The sequence below is a fragment of the Glutamicibacter nicotianae genome, from assembly GCF_016907615.1.
Taxonomy (GTDB): domain Bacteria; phylum Actinomycetota; class Actinomycetes; order Actinomycetales; family Micrococcaceae; genus Glutamicibacter; species Glutamicibacter nicotianae.
Genome location: NZ_JAFBCH010000001.1, coordinates 2,901,591 through 2,916,474 on the forward strand (window position 1 = coordinate 2,901,591; position 14,884 = coordinate 2,916,474).

Annotated in this window: 11 protein-coding genes; 8 read left to right on the forward strand and 3 right to left on the reverse strand. The window is 64.9% G+C overall.

Annotated elements, in window-relative coordinates; all coding sequences use genetic code 11:
- Nucleotides 1–86: 86 nt before the first annotated feature.
- Nucleotides 87–1,310, reverse strand: coding sequence for an ABC transporter substrate-binding protein (locus JOE62_RS13840; protein WP_204722785.1), 1,224 nt, complete (start codon nucleotides 1,308–1,310; stop codon nucleotides 87–89).
- A 210-nt stretch (nucleotides 1,311–1,520) separates the two neighbouring features.
- Between JOE62_RS13840 and JOE62_RS13845 the strand changes: the two genes are divergently transcribed.
- The 4 genes from JOE62_RS13845 to JOE62_RS13860 all read left to right on the forward strand — a co-directional run bounded on the left by JOE62_RS13845 (nucleotide 1,521) and on the right by JOE62_RS13860 (nucleotide 6,583).
- Nucleotides 1,521–1,988, forward strand: coding sequence for an Lrp/AsnC family transcriptional regulator (locus JOE62_RS13845; RefSeq protein ID WP_204722786.1), 468 nt, complete (start codon nucleotides 1,521–1,523; stop codon nucleotides 1,986–1,988).
- A complete protein-coding gene (locus JOE62_RS13850) occupies nucleotides 1,985–3,364 on the forward strand; it encodes an aspartate aminotransferase family protein (protein WP_204722787.1) in 1,380 nt (459 codons plus the stop codon). The genes JOE62_RS13845 and JOE62_RS13850 overlap by 4 nt, the downstream gene beginning before the upstream one ends.
- A 157-nt stretch (nucleotides 3,365–3,521) precedes the next feature.
- Nucleotides 3,522–4,580 (forward strand): ImmA/IrrE family metallo-endopeptidase, encoded by a 1,059-nt coding sequence (locus JOE62_RS13855; protein ID WP_204722788.1) that lies wholly within the window; start codon nucleotides 3,522–3,524, stop codon nucleotides 4,578–4,580.
- Between the two features lie 80 nt (nucleotides 4,581–4,660).
- Nucleotides 4,661–6,583 carry an acyl-CoA dehydrogenase family protein gene (locus tag JOE62_RS13860; RefSeq protein WP_204722789.1) on the forward strand — a complete coding sequence of 641 codons (1,923 nt, stop codon included), beginning with the start codon at nucleotides 4,661–4,663 and terminating at the stop codon, nucleotides 6,581–6,583.
- On the opposite strand, the gene JOE62_RS13865 is transcribed toward JOE62_RS13860, so the two are convergent.
- Together JOE62_RS13865 and JOE62_RS13870 are read right to left on the reverse strand one after the other, a co-directional pair.
- Nucleotides 6,580–8,340, reverse strand: a complete 1,761-nt coding sequence (locus JOE62_RS13865) for an HNH endonuclease signature motif containing protein (RefSeq protein WP_204722790.1) — start codon at nucleotides 8,338–8,340, stop codon at nucleotides 6,580–6,582. The two genes, JOE62_RS13860 and JOE62_RS13865, sit on opposite strands and share 4 nt — an antisense overlap.
- 62 nt (nucleotides 8,341–8,402) lie before the next feature.
- Nucleotides 8,403–9,929 (reverse strand): PucR family transcriptional regulator, encoded by a 1,527-nt coding sequence (locus tag JOE62_RS13870; protein WP_204722791.1) that lies wholly within the window; start codon nucleotides 9,927–9,929, stop codon nucleotides 8,403–8,405.
- 109 nt (nucleotides 9,930–10,038) lie between these two features.
- On the opposite strand from JOE62_RS13870, the gene JOE62_RS13875 reads away from it, so the two are divergent.
- The 4 genes from JOE62_RS13875 to JOE62_RS13890 are packed head-to-tail and all read left to right on the forward strand — an operon-like array spanning nucleotide 10,039 to nucleotide 14,805.
- Nucleotides 10,039–11,541, forward strand: a complete 1,503-nt coding sequence (locus tag JOE62_RS13875; RefSeq protein WP_204722792.1) for a CoA-acylating methylmalonate-semialdehyde dehydrogenase — start codon at nucleotides 10,039–10,041, stop codon at nucleotides 11,539–11,541.
- A gap of 4 nt (nucleotides 11,542–11,545) precedes the next feature.
- Nucleotides 11,546–12,913, forward strand: a complete 1,368-nt coding sequence (locus JOE62_RS13880; RefSeq protein WP_204722793.1) for an aspartate aminotransferase family protein — start codon at nucleotides 11,546–11,548, stop codon at nucleotides 12,911–12,913.
- Nucleotides 12,914–12,970: 57 nt separating this feature from the next.
- On the forward strand, nucleotides 12,971–14,329 hold the full coding sequence (locus JOE62_RS16655) for an FAD-linked oxidase C-terminal domain-containing protein (protein ID WP_204722794.1): 1,359 nt from the start codon (nucleotides 12,971–12,973) through the stop codon (nucleotides 14,327–14,329).
- 38 nt (nucleotides 14,330–14,367) lie between these two features.
- Nucleotides 14,368–14,805, forward strand: a complete 438-nt coding sequence (locus JOE62_RS13890) for a hypothetical protein (RefSeq protein ID WP_204722795.1) — start codon at nucleotides 14,368–14,370, stop codon at nucleotides 14,803–14,805.
- Nucleotides 14,806–14,884 lie beyond the last annotated feature (79 nt).

The window sequence follows — 14,884 nt, forward strand, 5'->3', positions numbered from 1 at the left end:
AACGGTTGGCGCCGAACGGCGAGGCGCCTGGACTGCGCCTCTGCGCGTGCAGATATGGGCTCGATGTCGCATGGAATTCCCCGCTTCTAGGCGCCGATGGCACTCTGGAATTCAGAGTTCAACGTGGTCTCTTCCTCCGCCTCCAGCGAGCGGAAGACGCGCGCCTTGGCCAGATCGGCATCGGTCGGGAAGATCAGCGGATTGCTGACCAGTTCCGGGTCGATCTTCTCCATTTCCTCCTTGGCGCCGACCACCGGGCAGATGTAGTTCACGTAGGCCGCAACCTCTGCGGCCACGGCCGGGTCGTAGTAGAAGTCCATGAGCTTCTCGGCGTTGGCCTTGCGCGGCGACGCGACTGGAACCATCAGGTTGTCGCTCCACAGGGTGCCGCCGGCTTCGGGGAGCACGAACTCCCACTGGTCGTCGTTCTCGAAGTTCATCTGCACGATGTCCCCTGACCAGACAATGCCGGCGATCGCATCGCCGGAGATGAAGTCCTCCTTGTAGGAGTTGCCCTTGACCTGGCGGATCTGGCCATTGTCAATGTTCTCGCGCAACACGTCGGTCGCGGCGCCGAATTCGCTTTCGCCCCACTGGCCGGCGATGTCCACGCCGTTCTGCATCATCAGCAGGCCGATGGTGTCGCGCATTTCGTCGAGTACGGTGACACGGCCCTTGAGCTTCGGATCCCAGAGGTCCTCGACGGACTTCAGGCCCTTCGGAAACGCCTTCTTGTTCCAGGCGATGCCGGCATATCCGGACTGCCAGGTCAGCGAGTGCTTGCGCCCCGGGTCGAAGTCGACTTCCTTCAGGCTCGGCAGCAGGTTGGCGGAGTTGGGGATGTTCGCCAGGTCCAGTTCCTGGACGTAGCCCTGGCGGATGATGCGCCCGGCCATCCAGTCGGTCAGCGTGATGATGTCTTGGCCGATGTCCTGGCCGGACTTAAGCTGGCCCTGCACCTTGCCGTAGTAGGTGTCGTTGCCGTCGATGTCCTCGCGGTAGTTCACCGCGATGCCGGTCTTCTTGGTGAAAGCATCGAGGGTCGGATAGGTCTTCTTCTCATCGTCGTAATCCAGGTACAGGGTCCAGTTGGCCCAGTTGACCGTCGGATCGGTTTCGGAAATGTCCGTGATCGACGGGGCTGCTTGCGTGCTGCTGCCACCAGTGCCGCAGGCCGCGAGCAGCCCAGTCAGGCCCAGGGCGCCGGCGGCGGAAAGCACCGAGCGGCGGGAGTAGCTGCGCTGGCCCATGGCCTGTACGAGTGCGCGGATCTGCGGGTCTTGCGGAAGTCGGCGTTGCGAGTGCGACATGGCTGGAATCCTAACGACGAATGTGATCGGCCACACATGAAAGTGTTGACGATCATCCTGCCAGCAATGCGCAGGTGCAACAAGACCTGAACGCAAGTTTCCTTGTAAAAATTGCGTTACGAAAACTGAAATCTTTTGAAAACACCTCTTTCGCAACTGATTCAGTAAAGGTAGGGTCTGTGGAAAGTCCCTTAGACCTAGGAGGTCGATATGACGCTGCCCTCGCATACCGCGCAGGCCATTGATGAAATTTCCAAGGAGATCATCGAGCAGCTGCAGGAAGATGGCCGGCGCTCCTATGCCGCCATCGGCAAGGCAGTCGGCCTGAGCGAAGCGGCTGTGCGCCAGCGCGTGCAGAAGCTGATCGAGAGCCGCGTCGTGCAAATCGTCGCAGTCACCAATCCACTGGAATTGGGCTTCACCCGCCAGGCCATGATCGGCATCGTCGCCGCCAGCGATATCAGCGACACCGCCGACCGGATCGCTGAATTGCCGGAGGTCGACTACTGCGTGGTCACTGCCGGCAGCTCGGACATCCTCGCCGAGGTCATCTGCTCGAACGATGAAGACCTGCTGCGCGTGATCGGAACGATCCGCGGGCTCGAAGGCGTGGTCAGCACCAATACGTACACCTACCTTTCACTCAAAAAACAGGAATACAACTGGGGAACACGATGAACACACCACGTGGTACCGATCGCCAGCAGGCCGCTCGCGATCACCTATGGATGCATATGGCCAGGCACTCCGGAATTTCCAACGGCGCGCAGGTGCCGATCATCTCGCGCGGCGAGGGGCACAAGATCTACGACGATGCCGGTCGCGAATACTTCGACGGCCTGGCAGGGCTGTTCGTGGTCAACGCCGGGCACGGCCGCGCCGAACTTGCCGAGGCCATGGCCAAGCAGGCCGAGAAGCTGGCCTTCATGCCGTTGTGGTCCTACGCCCATGAGCCGGCGATCGACCTGGCCGAACGCCTGGCCAGCTATGCGCCGGGCGACCTGAACCGCGTCTTCTTCACCACCGGCGGCGGCGAAGCTGTCGAATCGGCCTTCAAACTGGCCAAGCAGCATTTCAAGATGAAGGGCAAGCCGGGCAAGACCAAGGTCATTTCCCGCGCCCTGGCCTACCACGGCACCCCGCAAGGCGCTCTGGCCATCACCTCGCTGCCGGATATGAAGACCCCTTTCGAGCCGCTGGTGCCCGGCACTTTCCGCGTGCCGAACACCAACTTCTACCGCGCCCCGGAGATGTTCGCGGACAACGAGAAGGACTTCGGGCTGTGGGCCGCCGAGCGCATCCGCGAAGCCATAGAATTCGAAGGCCCCGACACGGTGGCCGCGGTCTTCCTGGAGCCGGTGCAGAATTCCGGCGGCTGCTTCCCGCCGCCTCCCGGATACTTCGAGAGGGTCCGCGAGATCTGCGACGAGCATGACGTGCTGCTGGTCTCCGATGAGACCATCTGCGCGTTCGGCCGCATCGGATCGATGTTCGCCTGCAACGACTTCGGCTACGTCCCGGACATCATCACCTCGGCCAAGGCGCTGACCAGCGGCTACGTCCCGCTGGGCGTGATGGTCGTTTCCGACAAGCTGTTCGAGCCGTTCACCAAGGGAGACACCACCTTCTACCACGGCTACACCTTCGGCGGCCATCCGGTGGCGGCTGCGGTGGCGATGGCGAACCTGGACATCTTCGAACGCGAGGGCCTGAACGATAACGTCAAGAACAATGCCGATGCGTTCAAGTCCACGCTCTCCAAGCTCACCGACCTGGATATCGTCGGCGACGTGCGCGGTGCCGGGTACTTCTACGGGATCGAGCTGGTCAAGGACAAGGCGACCAAGGAAACCTTCAACGATGCCGAGTCCGAACGGCTGCTGCGCGGGTACCTGAGCCCGGCGCTATGGGAGGCCGGACTGTATTGCCGCGCAGATGACCGTGGCGACCCGGTCATCCAGCTGGCTCCGCCGATCACCATCGGGCAGCCGGAGTTCGACCAGATCGAATCAATCCTGCGCACCGTGCTGCAGGAAGCGTCCAGCAAGATCTAGGTGCGGCACGGCCCGCAGTCATCACCTGCGGGCCTTTTGCACTAGTCAGAGCGTGTTACTTCACGAAGCTACGCCCAATTGGTACTTTGTGGCATAGGCCACTATTCTGAGGTCATTAGACGATTAAGATCGCCTTTTGGAAGATTGCAGGAACCCCATGACTTTGGAACCGACCAGAATCAGGCTGGCACGCGAACGTGCGGCGCTGAGCCGGTCCGCCTTGGCCGCCTCGCTGGGCATTTGCGAGCGCGAACTAGCTCGTGCTCCCGAGGATCTTTCCCTTGCGTTGGCCGATGCGCTGGACTGCGCACCGCAGTACTTCCGGCTTCCCGCCACCCGGGGCATCGACACCGAACGGATCTTCTTCCGCTCCCCTCGCCGCACCAGCACTGCGCAGAAAGTGGCAGCCGCCGCCCTGGGCCGCAACGGCGTGGAGCTCTACCACCTGATCACGCGGAACTTCCGTCTACCGCAAACCGAGATCCCCGAGCTGTGCGGCTTCACCCCGGAAGATGCAGCAGCGCAGCTGCGCACCGAATGGGATCTGGGCTGCGGCGCGCTGCCCGATCTGCTGCACCTGCTCGAATCCCACGGGGTGCGGGTGCTGAGCCTGCCTGCCTCGCTGGACGCGGTCAAGACCTTCAGCTTCTGGGAAGACGGACAGGCCTTCATCTTCCTGGCCGCCGGCAGCCGCAATGCGCAACGTCTGGACATGGCCCACGAGCTGGGGCATCTGCTGATGCACTCCTCGCTGGGCGAGAACCGCGAGCAGATGGCCACCGCCGAGCGCGAGGCCGATGAATTCGCCGCACGCCTGCTGCTGCCTTCCTTGTCCCTGCAGGTCAGGGTTTCAGACTCGCCGCAGATCCCGCAGCTGCTGGTTCTCGAAGAGCACTTCGGGGCACCTGCCACGGCGATCCTGGCCCACGCCCGGGCCTGCGGCCTGCTGGGCGACGGCAACTACCGCTGGCTGTCCCAGGAGCTGGCTCTGGAACCGGCCGCAGGGCACCAGCAACTCGTCTCCCGTGTGTTCTCGCTGGTCTTCCCCTCGTTGCAGCTCGATCATCGGGCCAGCACGGCACGGATCGCCCGCGAATTGGGGCAGACCGCTGCGCAGATCCATGAGCTCACCTTTGGGCAGGCCTTCGTGGTGCTCGACGGCGGGAACCTGCATCAAGCCGGCGAGGGACTCCGCGGCCACCTGCGCGCGCTCTAGCAACCCCGCGGATTCGGGGCTACGCTGGTGCCACCAGGCGATGGCGCCGCGGCCGATCGCCGAGCCAAAAGGGGATCGCCATGCAAGCCAACGCCGAGACGTCCCGGCAAATCGCCGAGGAATCCCGCGAGCAGTTCAACCGCCCCAGCTTCGCCAAGGGCCTGTACATGGGCGCCGTGGACTTCTCCCTGATCGAACCGCTGCCGGGTGCCGTGCACCCGGAACGCGGCCAGGCGTTCCTGCCGCAGCTCGAAGCGGTGCTCGATTCCATCGACCCGGAACGCATCGAAGCCGAGGCACGCATCCCCGATGAGTACATTGCGCAGCTGCGCCGCATCGGCGCCTTCGGCATGAAGATCCCGATTGAATACGGCGGGCTGGGCCTGAGCCTGCTTGACTACGGCCGGGCGCTCATGCGGGTCGGCGTGGTGTGCCCCGCGCTCGGCGCGCTGCTTTCGGCCCATCAGTCCATTGGCGTCCCCGAGCCGGTGAAGTCCTTCGGCACCGAGGAGCAAAAACGCGAATACCTGCCGCGCTGCGCGGCCGGAGCAATCAGCGCCTTTCTGCTCACCGAGAATGATGTCGGTTCGGACCCTGCCCGGTTGGGCACCACGGCCCGGCTCAGCGACGATGGCACCCACTATCTCCTGGACGGGGCAAAGCTGTGGACCACCAACGGGGTGGTCGCCGAGCTGCTGGTGGTGATGGCCGCGGTGAAGCCGCATGAGGCCGTGGGTGAAGAGCCGGCGGGCCGCGGAGGAATCACCGCCTTCATCATCGAGGCTGATACCGAGGGCATCGTCGTGGAGAATCGCAACCAGTTCATGGGCCTGCGCGGCATCGAGAACGGGGTGACACGCTTCCGCGAGGTGCGCGTCCCGGTGGCCAACCGGCTGGGCAAGGAAGGCTCGGGGCTGAAGATCGCGCTGAGCACTTTGAATACCGGGCGCCTGTCCATTCCGGCGATGTGCGCCGGGGCCGGCAAATGGTCCACGAAGATTGCCCGCGAATGGTCCGCGGCGCGAGTGCAGTGGGGCAAGCCGGTCGGCAAGCACCAGGCGGTCGCCGGCAAGCTCGCCTACATTGCTGCCAGCAGCTATGCGCTGGAAGCGGTTTTCGAGGTTTCGGCCCGGCTGGCCGATGCCGGCACGAAGGATATCCGCATCGAAGCGGCCCTGGCCAAGCTCTGGGCTTCGGAGGTCGCGTGCACGATCGCCGATGAGCTGTTGCAGATCCGTGGCGGCCGCGGCTTCGAGACCGCCCGGTCCCAAGCGACGCGCGGCGAGCGGGCGGTGCCGGTGGAGCAGCTGTTACGCGATCTGCGGATCAACCGCATCTTCGAGGGCTCCACCGAAATCATGCACCTGCTGATTGCCCGCGAGGCGGTGGATACCCACCTGCAGGCCGCGGGAGACCTGGCTCGTGCCGGGGCGAGCATGGAGGAAAAGGCTCGGGCCGCGGCATCCGCGTCGGCATTCTATGTCCGCTGGCTGCCCAAGCTCGCCGTGGGCGCAGGCTCGGTGCCGACGTCCTATTCCGGGCATGGCCCCTTGGCGAAGCATCTGCGCTATGTGGAACGGACCTCGCGCCGCCTCGCTCGCCAGACGTTCGCCGGCATGGCACGCTGGCAGGCAGGCATGGAAAAGCAGCAGGTTTTCCTCGGCCATATCGTGGATATCGGCGCGGAGCTGTTCGCCATGTCCGCAGTGATTGCCAAGACCACCGCGCTGCCGCAGTCTCCTGCTGGACAGCGCGACTCGGCGCAGTGCCTTGCCCTGGCCTTCTGCGAGCAGGCTGCGCAGCGCTGCGAGGAGCACTTCGAGAAGCTCTGGAACAACACGACGCATTCCGACGGGCAGCTCGCCGCCGACCTGCTGGGCGGCAAGTTCCAGTGGCTGGAAGAAGGGGTCCGCGATGCCTCTGAAGGCACCGGCGTCTGGATCGCCCAGTGGTCCGATGAGGTTCGCGAGGATGTGCGCTGGCCGTATGGGAAGGAGTCTTAAGGCTCGGCGATTTCTACGTCCAGCAATCCCGCACGCCACCGCGCAGTGCTCTCCTCCGCCAACGCCTCAGCCTCCAACGCTTCAGCCGGAGTCATGAAATACGTGTTGACCCGCAACTTCTGCTCCGGATCCAACTCCGGAGGCAACAGCACCATCGGCCGGCTGCCAGGGATCTTCACCGCATGGAACAACCCGCAATGCCTGGCCGTATGGTGAATCAAGCAATTCAACACCGCAGACTCGATATCAGTCCGGCCGCCCTTCTCCCACGGATCCAGATGATCCGCTTCGCATCGTTGTGCTGGCATGCTGCACCCAGGATACGAACACCCCCGATAAGCCGCCCGCAAAGCACGCACCTGCGCCTTGGAGAACAACCTCTGGGTCCGTCCCAGATCCAACGGCAAGCTCCTGCCGTTGAGCACCACCGGAAGAACACCGGCAGTGCACAATACCGTCCGCGCCTCGCCCGGGGACAGCTGGATCCCCGAAGACGTCACCGCGAAATCCTCGGCTTGCTCCTGCATCTTCTCCCAATCCAAGATGACGCTCACCTGCGAACTGGCAAACCCGGCTTGCTGTTCCGGCGGGCTACCATTCGGTCTTCGTTCGCTCATCAGCAAAGCCATAAAACCAACGAGCCGCCGCCGCTCGGGTTTCAGATCTTCCCATTCACCGCTTGCCAGCTCCGCTTCTGTTGAAACATCTTCCGTCGGTAGTCCATCTTCTTCGGAATGGAGATCCTCGTTTTCCGGGTGGATGTCCTCTTCTTCGGAGTGGTGATCATCTTCGTCCGGCGGGTCATCCTCGATGTCCTCGATGTCCTCGATGTCCTCTTCACCGGGTCTGTCTTTCGCCCAATCCGGCTTGCTGTCCTCATCATCCCAGCCACTGGTTCCCCCGCCGGTGAACTGGGCATCGACGTCTTTCAACCCCTGCCGGTTGCCGGCAACGGTGGAAGGATTATCCAAATTCGCGAAATACGCCTCGATATAAGCGGACTGCGAAGGAAGAACACGAACGAGATACTCAACCAGGCCTTTGCGCATCCCGCGCTTGAAGATCCCGATCCCATCCAGCAGGGCCTTGAGCGGGCGCTTGCCGGCCTTGACCTGCGCGACCAGGTCGTTGATGTGCTTGCGCGCCGATTTCGGCTCCGACCGCAGGAACGCCGCGGACTCGGCCTGCAGCTGCTGCTTCTTCGCTTCGGCCGCTTTCCCTTCGCCCAGGTCCTTGCGCACCGAATGCAGCTTCATCGCCGCCGAGGCGACCAGCCGCGGATCGATGCCCGGGTCTTCGAACTGCACGGCGAGTTCGGGCAGCCATGGTTCCGTTGGTTCTCCTGCTTCGTCTACGCCGCCGAGCAGGCAGTCGGCCTGCACCAGCCGGGCGGCCGCGGTGCTGCGCGGGATATCCAGCCATCCGGTCATCAACCCTTTGGCATCCTTGAAATGCGTGCGCCCCGTGGTGGTGCGCCCCTTCGCCGCATCGATCTCCTCGATGGTGGGGTCGGGCCCGAGGTCCGTGATGGCCTGGAAGGATTCCTGGTCCAGCTTGTGCGCGCCGGTGCTCCGCAGGGCGGCAGCCGCGTGGACCTGCGTACGGGTGAGTTCTTGGGTCATCTCTTCGGTGAGCAGCGCGAAATAGGCGGCCTGGCCTGCGGTGAGTCCCGCGTGGGCCAGGCGCCGGGTCGCTGAAGCGGCCAACGCTTTGGCGTTGGCCAGGTCCTTCAGTGCTTGCGCGATGTCTGTGCTCATGGGAACCAGCATGCGCCCGAAATGTCGTGCCGCGGGTGCGCCGGGGCGGAATGTGGAAAACCTCAGCCGTGCATGCGGTACCAAAGCAGCGCGACCTGCAGCGAGGCCCGGGATTCGGCGGAGTCCAGTTGCACCCCCAGCTTTGCTTCGAGCTTGGCCAGCCGGGAGTACAGGGTCGGCCGCGAAAGGTAGCCGGCCTTAGCCAGTGCGGTCTTGTTCCCGCCGTGGGCCAGGTAGAGATCGAGCAGGTCCAGGCCCTGCTCGTCGACCGGGTTGAGCAGGCCGGCGAGCTCGGCCTGCGCGAAGGAACGCATCCGCGGGTCGCCGCCCATGGCCGAAAGCACCCCGCGCAGGCGCAGGTCGGCGAAGCGGTAATAGGGCTGGGCACGGGTGGGCAGGTGCGGGACGATCTGCGCGACGTGCGCGGCCTCTTCCAGCCCGGCGATGCTGGTGGCCAGCGTGCCTTCGGGGCCCACCCCGATGGCTACCGGTGCGGTGAGCTGCTCGGCCAGCCGCCGGGTGAAGCCCTGCAGTGTGGAGTCCACCAGTTCGCGGGCGCGCAGCGGCAGGATCAACCCCAGGTACCCGGGTTTCAAGGAGCCGGCCAGGATGCCCAGGTGCAGGGTGTCGGCGAGCTGGTCGAGCACTTCGAGCAGGGCGCGGTCGGCCAGCTGGGTTTCGGTGGGCGTGCCGGAGCCGGCCAGCGAGATGACCACCGGGACGTAGTAGGGGGCGGCGGCCAGGCCCAGGGCCTGGGTGCGGATGGCGATCTCCTTGTCGCTGTAGCTGTGCCCCGACTGCAGTTCGTGCAGGGTGGAGGTGCGGGCCTGGTAGAGCAGTTCGCGCTGGTCGCGCCCGGAAAGTCGGGCGATGGTCAGCGCCTGGCCGGCACGCTCCAGGACCAGCGCGGCGCGATCGTCGTCATCCAGCACGGCCGGGACGATCAGCCGGCCCCACCGGCTGCGCACCGCCCCGACCGGGGTCTGCAGCCAGTTCTCGGTGCCGGTGGCGCGCCCGGTGTGCTCCAGGTACCCGACGAAGCGGGAGCGGGTGATCCAGTCTTCCAGTTGCGCGCCGGCTTCGGCGAGCACATGGTGGCGGACATCTTCGAGCACCACGGGGGCCGAGAGCAGCTGCGCGGTGCGGGCCACGATCTGCGCCTCGTCGGCCTCGGTCAGCGAGAGCCCGGTGTAGATTTCGTGCACCGTGCGGGAGAACTGCACGGCCTCGAGCTGCTCGGCCACGAGCTTCTGGTGGATGACCTCGGTGATCGACACGAAGCGGGTGGTGGTGCGCAGGGCGATGACCGGCAGGCCCAGGTCGGCGACATCCAGCTCGGCGCCGGACAAGTCCTCGATGATCACCCCGACCGCTCCGGCCTCGCGCAGCGCGGTGATGAAGGCGCGCACATCGCTCACGTTGCGCAGGGTGGTGAGGATCAGCTCGCGGCCCAGCAGCAGGTCGATGTTCTCGGTGGATTCGGTGACGTGCACCCAGCGCAGCTGCGCGTCCATCCCGGCGGCGCAGAGCACCTGGGGGTCGGCGGCCTGCACCACCGGCAGGTGCAGCACGTCGTTCACCGTCAGCATTTTTACACTCCGTCATCGATAGTGCTTAAATCATGACACAGTGATGGTGTTGCCCCTCACATCCATGACCCATGATGAATGCAGGAACCAACTTCGAAAGGCCGACACGATGACCGCAACGCTGACCGACACCTTGCAGCACTGGATCAACAACGCCAGCTACTCCGCCGATGACCGCACCGGCAAAGTCTACAACCCCGCCACCGGCGAGGTTTCCCGCCACGTGGCGCTGGCCTCGAGGGCCACCACCGAGCATGCGATCGCCGCCGCCGCGGCAGCCTTCCCGGGCTGGCGCGACACCTCGCTGGCCCGCCGCACCGCGATCATGTTCAACTTCCGCCAGCTGCTGGCCGAGCGCAAGGGCGAGCTGGCGGCGATCATCACCGCCGAGCACGGCAAGGTGCTGGATGACGCGCTGGGCGAGGTGGCCCGCGGCCTGGAGGTCGTCGAGCTGTGCTGCAACGCCCCCTACCTGCTCAAGGGCGAGTTCTCGCAGAACGCCTCAACCGGCATCGACGTGCAGTCCCTGCGCCAGCCGGTCGGCGTTTCGGCGATCATCTCTCCCTTCAACTTCCCGGCCATGGTGCCGCTGTGGTTCTTCCCGGTAGCCATCGCCGCCGGCAACACCGTGGTGCTCAAGCCATCGGAGAAGGACCCGTCGGCCGCCAACTGGCTGGCCGAGCTGTTCACCGAGGCCGGTCTGCCCGAGGGCGTGCTGAATGTGGTGCACGGCGACAAGGAAGCGGTGGACACCCTGCTGACCGATCCGCGGGTGAACTCGGTGTCCTTCGTGGGTTCCACCCCGATCGCGCAGTACGTCTACTCCACCGGAACCGCCCACAACAAGCGGGTGCAGGCCTTCGGCGGCGCGAAGAACCACATGCTGGTGCTGCCGGATGCCGACCTGGACCTGGCCGCCGACATGGCGGTCAACGCGGGCTTCGGCGCGGCCGGCGAGCGCTGCATGGCGATCTCCGTGGTCGTCGCGCTCGACACCATCGCCGATGAGCTGGTCGCCAAGATCGCCGAGCGCGCCAAGACCCTGCGCGTGGGCGATGGCACCCGCGGCTGCGACATGGGCCCGTTGATCACCGGCGAGCACAAGGCCAAGGTGTCCGGCTACATCGAGGCCGGCATCACCGCCGGCGCGGAGATGGTGCTCGATGGCCGCACCGGCACGGTGGACGCCGATGGCGAAGGCTTCTTCCTGCATCCGACGATGTTCGACCGCGTGGGCACGGACATGTCCATCTACACCGAGGAGATCTTCGGTCCGGTGCTTTCGGTGGTCCGCGTGGAGAGCTTCAACGAGGGCATCGAGCTGATCAACTCCTCGCCGTACGGCAACGGCACCGCGATCTTCACCAACGACGGCGGCGCGGCCCGCCGCTTCGAAGACGAGATCCAGGTGGGCATGGTCGGGGTGAACGTGCCGATTCCGGTACCGGTGGGCTACCACTCCTTCGGCGGCTGGAAGGCCTCGCTGTTCGGCGACCAGCACGCCTACGGACCGGAGGGCTTCAAGTTCTTCACCCGCAACAAGGTGATCACCAAGCGCTGGCTCGACCCGAGCCACGGCGGCATCAACCTCGGCTTCCCGCAGAACGACTAGGACCATGAGCGAGCAAATGACTGAAGAAATCACCGGCGAGCAGATCGCCGCCGGGAAGCGCGCCTACGAGCTGGACCGCGAACACGTCTTCCACTCCTGGCAGGCCCAGGGCCCGTTCACCCCGATGACGATCCTCAAGACCGAGGGCTCGTACGTGTGGGACGGGGAGGGCAACAAGCTCATCGACCTCTCCAGCCAGCTGGTGAACACGAACATCGGCCACCAGCACCCGAAGGTCATCGCCGCGATCCAGGAACAGGCCGGCAAGCTGGCCACCATCGCCCCGCAGCATGTCAACGACGCGCGCTCGGAAGCAGCACGCCTGGTTGCCAAGCACACCCCCGGTGAGCTGAACAAGATCTTCTTCACCAATGGCGGAGCCGATGCAGTGGAGCACGCGGTGCGCATGGCGCGGCTGCATACCGGCAAGCACAAGGTGCTTTCGGCGTACCGTTCCTACCATGGCGGCACGCACCTGGCGGTGAACATCACCGGGGATCCGCGGCGCTTCGCCTCGGATCATGCAACCGACGGGGTGGTGCATTTCTTCCCGGCCTACCCGTACCGCTCCTACTTCAATTCAACGACTCCCGAAGAGGAGACGCAACGGGCGCTCAAGCACCTGGAAGACACGATTCTGCTTCAGGGGCCGGGCACCATTGCCGCGCTCATCCTGGAATCCATTCCGGGCACGGCCGGGATCTACCTGCCGCCTCCGGGCTACCTTGAAGGGGTGCGCGAGCTGACTAGGAAGCACGGCATCGTGTACATCGCCGATGAGGTGATGGCCGGCTTCGGGCGCAGCGGTAAGTGGTTCGCGGTGGATCATGCCGGCGTGGTTCCGGATCTGCTGACCTTCGCCAAGGGCGTGAACTCCGGCTACGTGCCTTTGGGCGGCGTGGCGATCAGCCCGGAAATCTTCGAGACCTTCCGCGAGCGGGTCTACCCGGGCGGTCTGACCTATTCTGGCCATCCGCTGGCGTGCGCGGCGGCGGTAGCCACCATCACCGCGATGGAAGATGAAGGCATGGTGGAGAACGCCAAGCGGTTGGGCGAGGAGATCATCGGGCCGCGCCTGGCGCAGTTCGCGGCCGAGCACCCATCGGTGGGAGAGGTGCGCGGCACCGGGGTGTTCTGGGCGATCGAGCTGGTGAAGAATCGGGACACTCGTGAGCCGCTGGCTGCCTATGGCGGCAGCAGCCCACAAATGAACCAGGTGGTTGCCGCGGCGAAGTCCGCAGGGCTTTTGCCTTTCTCCAACTTCAACCGGCTGCATGTGGTGCCTGCAATGAATATCGAGGACGACGTGCTGATCGAAGCACTGGATCGCCTTGAGCAGGCACTGGCCGTGGCCGACACGTTCGTTCAATAATCCCCTACTGGCAGGACAGCACCGCTGTCCTGCCAGTTCTCTTAACAGGAGTCCACCGTGAATGCAGCCGCCACCCACGCCGTACTCAGCGCCCACCCGCGTGCCTCGCTCGATGAGGCCGAGCGCCAAACAGCCAGTATTGACCGCTCCGGCTATGTGCCCCCGAGCTTCGCCGACGGGGTGATCTTTGCCCAGAGCATCGATGACGTGGTGCTGGCGATGAAGCTGGCCCATGAGCATGGGGCGGAGATCGTGCCGCGCGGAGCCGGCACCGGGCTGGCGGCAGGTTCCAGCGCGCAGGCTGGGCAGATCGTGCTTGATCTGTCCCGGATGGACAAGATCCTCCAGATTGATCCGGTGGAGGCCACCGCGGTGGTGCAGCCCGGGGTGATCAATGCAGCGGTGAACCAGGCGGCCGGTGAGCATGGGCTGTTCTACGCTCCGGATCCGGCCAGCACCGCGATCTGCTCCATCGGCGGGAATATCGCCACCAACGCCGGGGGCATGTGGTGCGCCAAGTACGGGGTGACCCGCGAGTCGGTGCTTAGCTTGCTAGTGGTGCTGCCCGACGGGCAGCTGCTGCGCACCGGGCGGAGGACCATCAAGGGCGTGGCCGGCTACGACATGAATGCTCTGATGATTGGTTCGGAAGGCACCCTGGGCATCGTGGTCGAGGCGCTGCTGCGGCTGCGCCCCAAGCCCAAGCACACCTCCACCCTGGTCGCCTATTTCCCCGATGAAGATGCCGCGGCGAAGGCTGCCTCGGCGGTGATCGCCGAACGGCTGACTCCCTCGGTGCTGGAGCTGATGTGCGGCAAGACCTTGAAGGCGGTGGATGCGGCGCTGGGAACGGATCACCAGTCGCGCGGCGGCGCCTTGCTGCTCGCGCAGACCGATGGCTACGGCGCGCATCTGGAAATGCAGGCGCTGCAGGAGGCGATTGCCCCGCTGGCCGGGTTCATCGAGATTGCGAGCAACCAGGGACAGGCCGAGGCGCTCATCGAGGCCCGGCGGCAGGCCATCCCGAGCATGGAGCTGCTGGGCACCGCCTCGATCTGCGATATCGGCGTGCCGCGGCACCGTTTGGCCGAGGCGTTCGCCGGCCTGCAGCGCATCGAGGACGAGCGCGGAGTTTCGATCTTCACCATTGCCCATGCCGCCGACGGCAACCTGCATCCGATCATCGTGGTGCCCGAAGGACAATCGATCACCAGTGGTGCGCCGAAAGCGGCGCTGGGCGACATGTTCCACCTTGCCCAGTTGCTGGGCGGCACGCTGACCGGCGAGCACGGCATCGGCCTGCTCAAGCAGGATTGGCTGGCCGAGGAGCTGGGCGAGACCTCGCTGGCATTGCAACGGCGGCTGCGCGCGGTGTTCGATCCGCAGGGCATCTTGAACCCGGGGAAGGCGGTCTGACTCTGGAAGTCAGGCGCTGACGTGGGTAGGGTAAGTACATGGATGACTATCTACCAGTAGCCTTCGGCCTTCCGCTCATGTCCGTGGCGTTGTCCGTGGTCCTCCTGCTGATCGCGGTACCCTTGGCTGTACACGCGCTGATCCGGCGCAGGGCGTTCGCCGGCCTGCGTGACGGGGAGCAGACCTATGCCCGGCGCTCGTCCATTCGCACCGAATTCATTTCAGCCGGACTTGCAGCAGTCGCGACAGCCGTCTTCCTGGTCATGGGGATCACCGGCTACAGCACCGCGATGAGCAATCTCGAAGCAAATATCCACAAGGAATACTCGCCGACCAAGCTGGATATCAAGTACTGGAACGGGTCGTGGGCCACTGCGGACATCACCCTCCCCGATGGCACCAGCTACGAGGACGCCCAGATCTCCATGCAGGCCGAATACCGCCCGCTGGTCGAGCCCAAGATGACGAAGGATTAGCTGGCAGAGAACTGCGAACCCGGATCTGACTTCAGTGTGAAATACTGACCACAGCATTTATTCACGCCAATATCCTGTG

What these genes read in the sequence shown, in the direction of transcription:
- JOE62_RS13875 (WP_204722792.1), top strand. Translation starts at nt 10,039, where the DNA reads ATGACCGCAACGCTGACCGACACCTTGCAGCACTGGATCAACAACGCC.
- JOE62_RS13865 (WP_204722790.1), bottom strand. Translation starts at nt 8,340, where the DNA reads ATGAGCACAGACATCGCGCAAGCACTGAAGGACCTGGCCAACGCCAAA.
- JOE62_RS13890 (WP_204722795.1), top strand. Translation starts at nt 14,368, where the DNA reads ATGGATGACTATCTACCAGTAGCCTTCGGCCTTCCGCTCATGTCCGTG.
- JOE62_RS13850 (WP_204722787.1), top strand. Translation starts at nt 1,985, where the DNA reads ATGAACACACCACGTGGTACCGATCGCCAGCAGGCCGCTCGCGATCAC.
- JOE62_RS13880 (WP_204722793.1), top strand. Translation starts at nt 11,546, where the DNA reads ATGAGCGAGCAAATGACTGAAGAAATCACCGGCGAGCAGATCGCCGCC.
- JOE62_RS13845 (WP_204722786.1), top strand. Translation starts at nt 1,521, where the DNA reads ATGACGCTGCCCTCGCATACCGCGCAGGCCATTGATGAAATTTCCAAG.
- JOE62_RS13855 (WP_204722788.1), top strand. Translation starts at nt 3,522, where the DNA reads ATGACTTTGGAACCGACCAGAATCAGGCTGGCACGCGAACGTGCGGCG.
- JOE62_RS13840 (WP_204722785.1), bottom strand. Translation starts at nt 1,310, where the DNA reads ATGTCGCACTCGCAACGCCGACTTCCGCAAGACCCGCAGATCCGCGCA.
- JOE62_RS13860 (WP_204722789.1), top strand. Translation starts at nt 4,661, where the DNA reads ATGCAAGCCAACGCCGAGACGTCCCGGCAAATCGCCGAGGAATCCCGC.
- JOE62_RS13870 (WP_204722791.1), bottom strand. Translation starts at nt 9,929, where the DNA reads ATGCTGACGGTGAACGACGTGCTGCACCTGCCGGTGGTGCAGGCCGCC.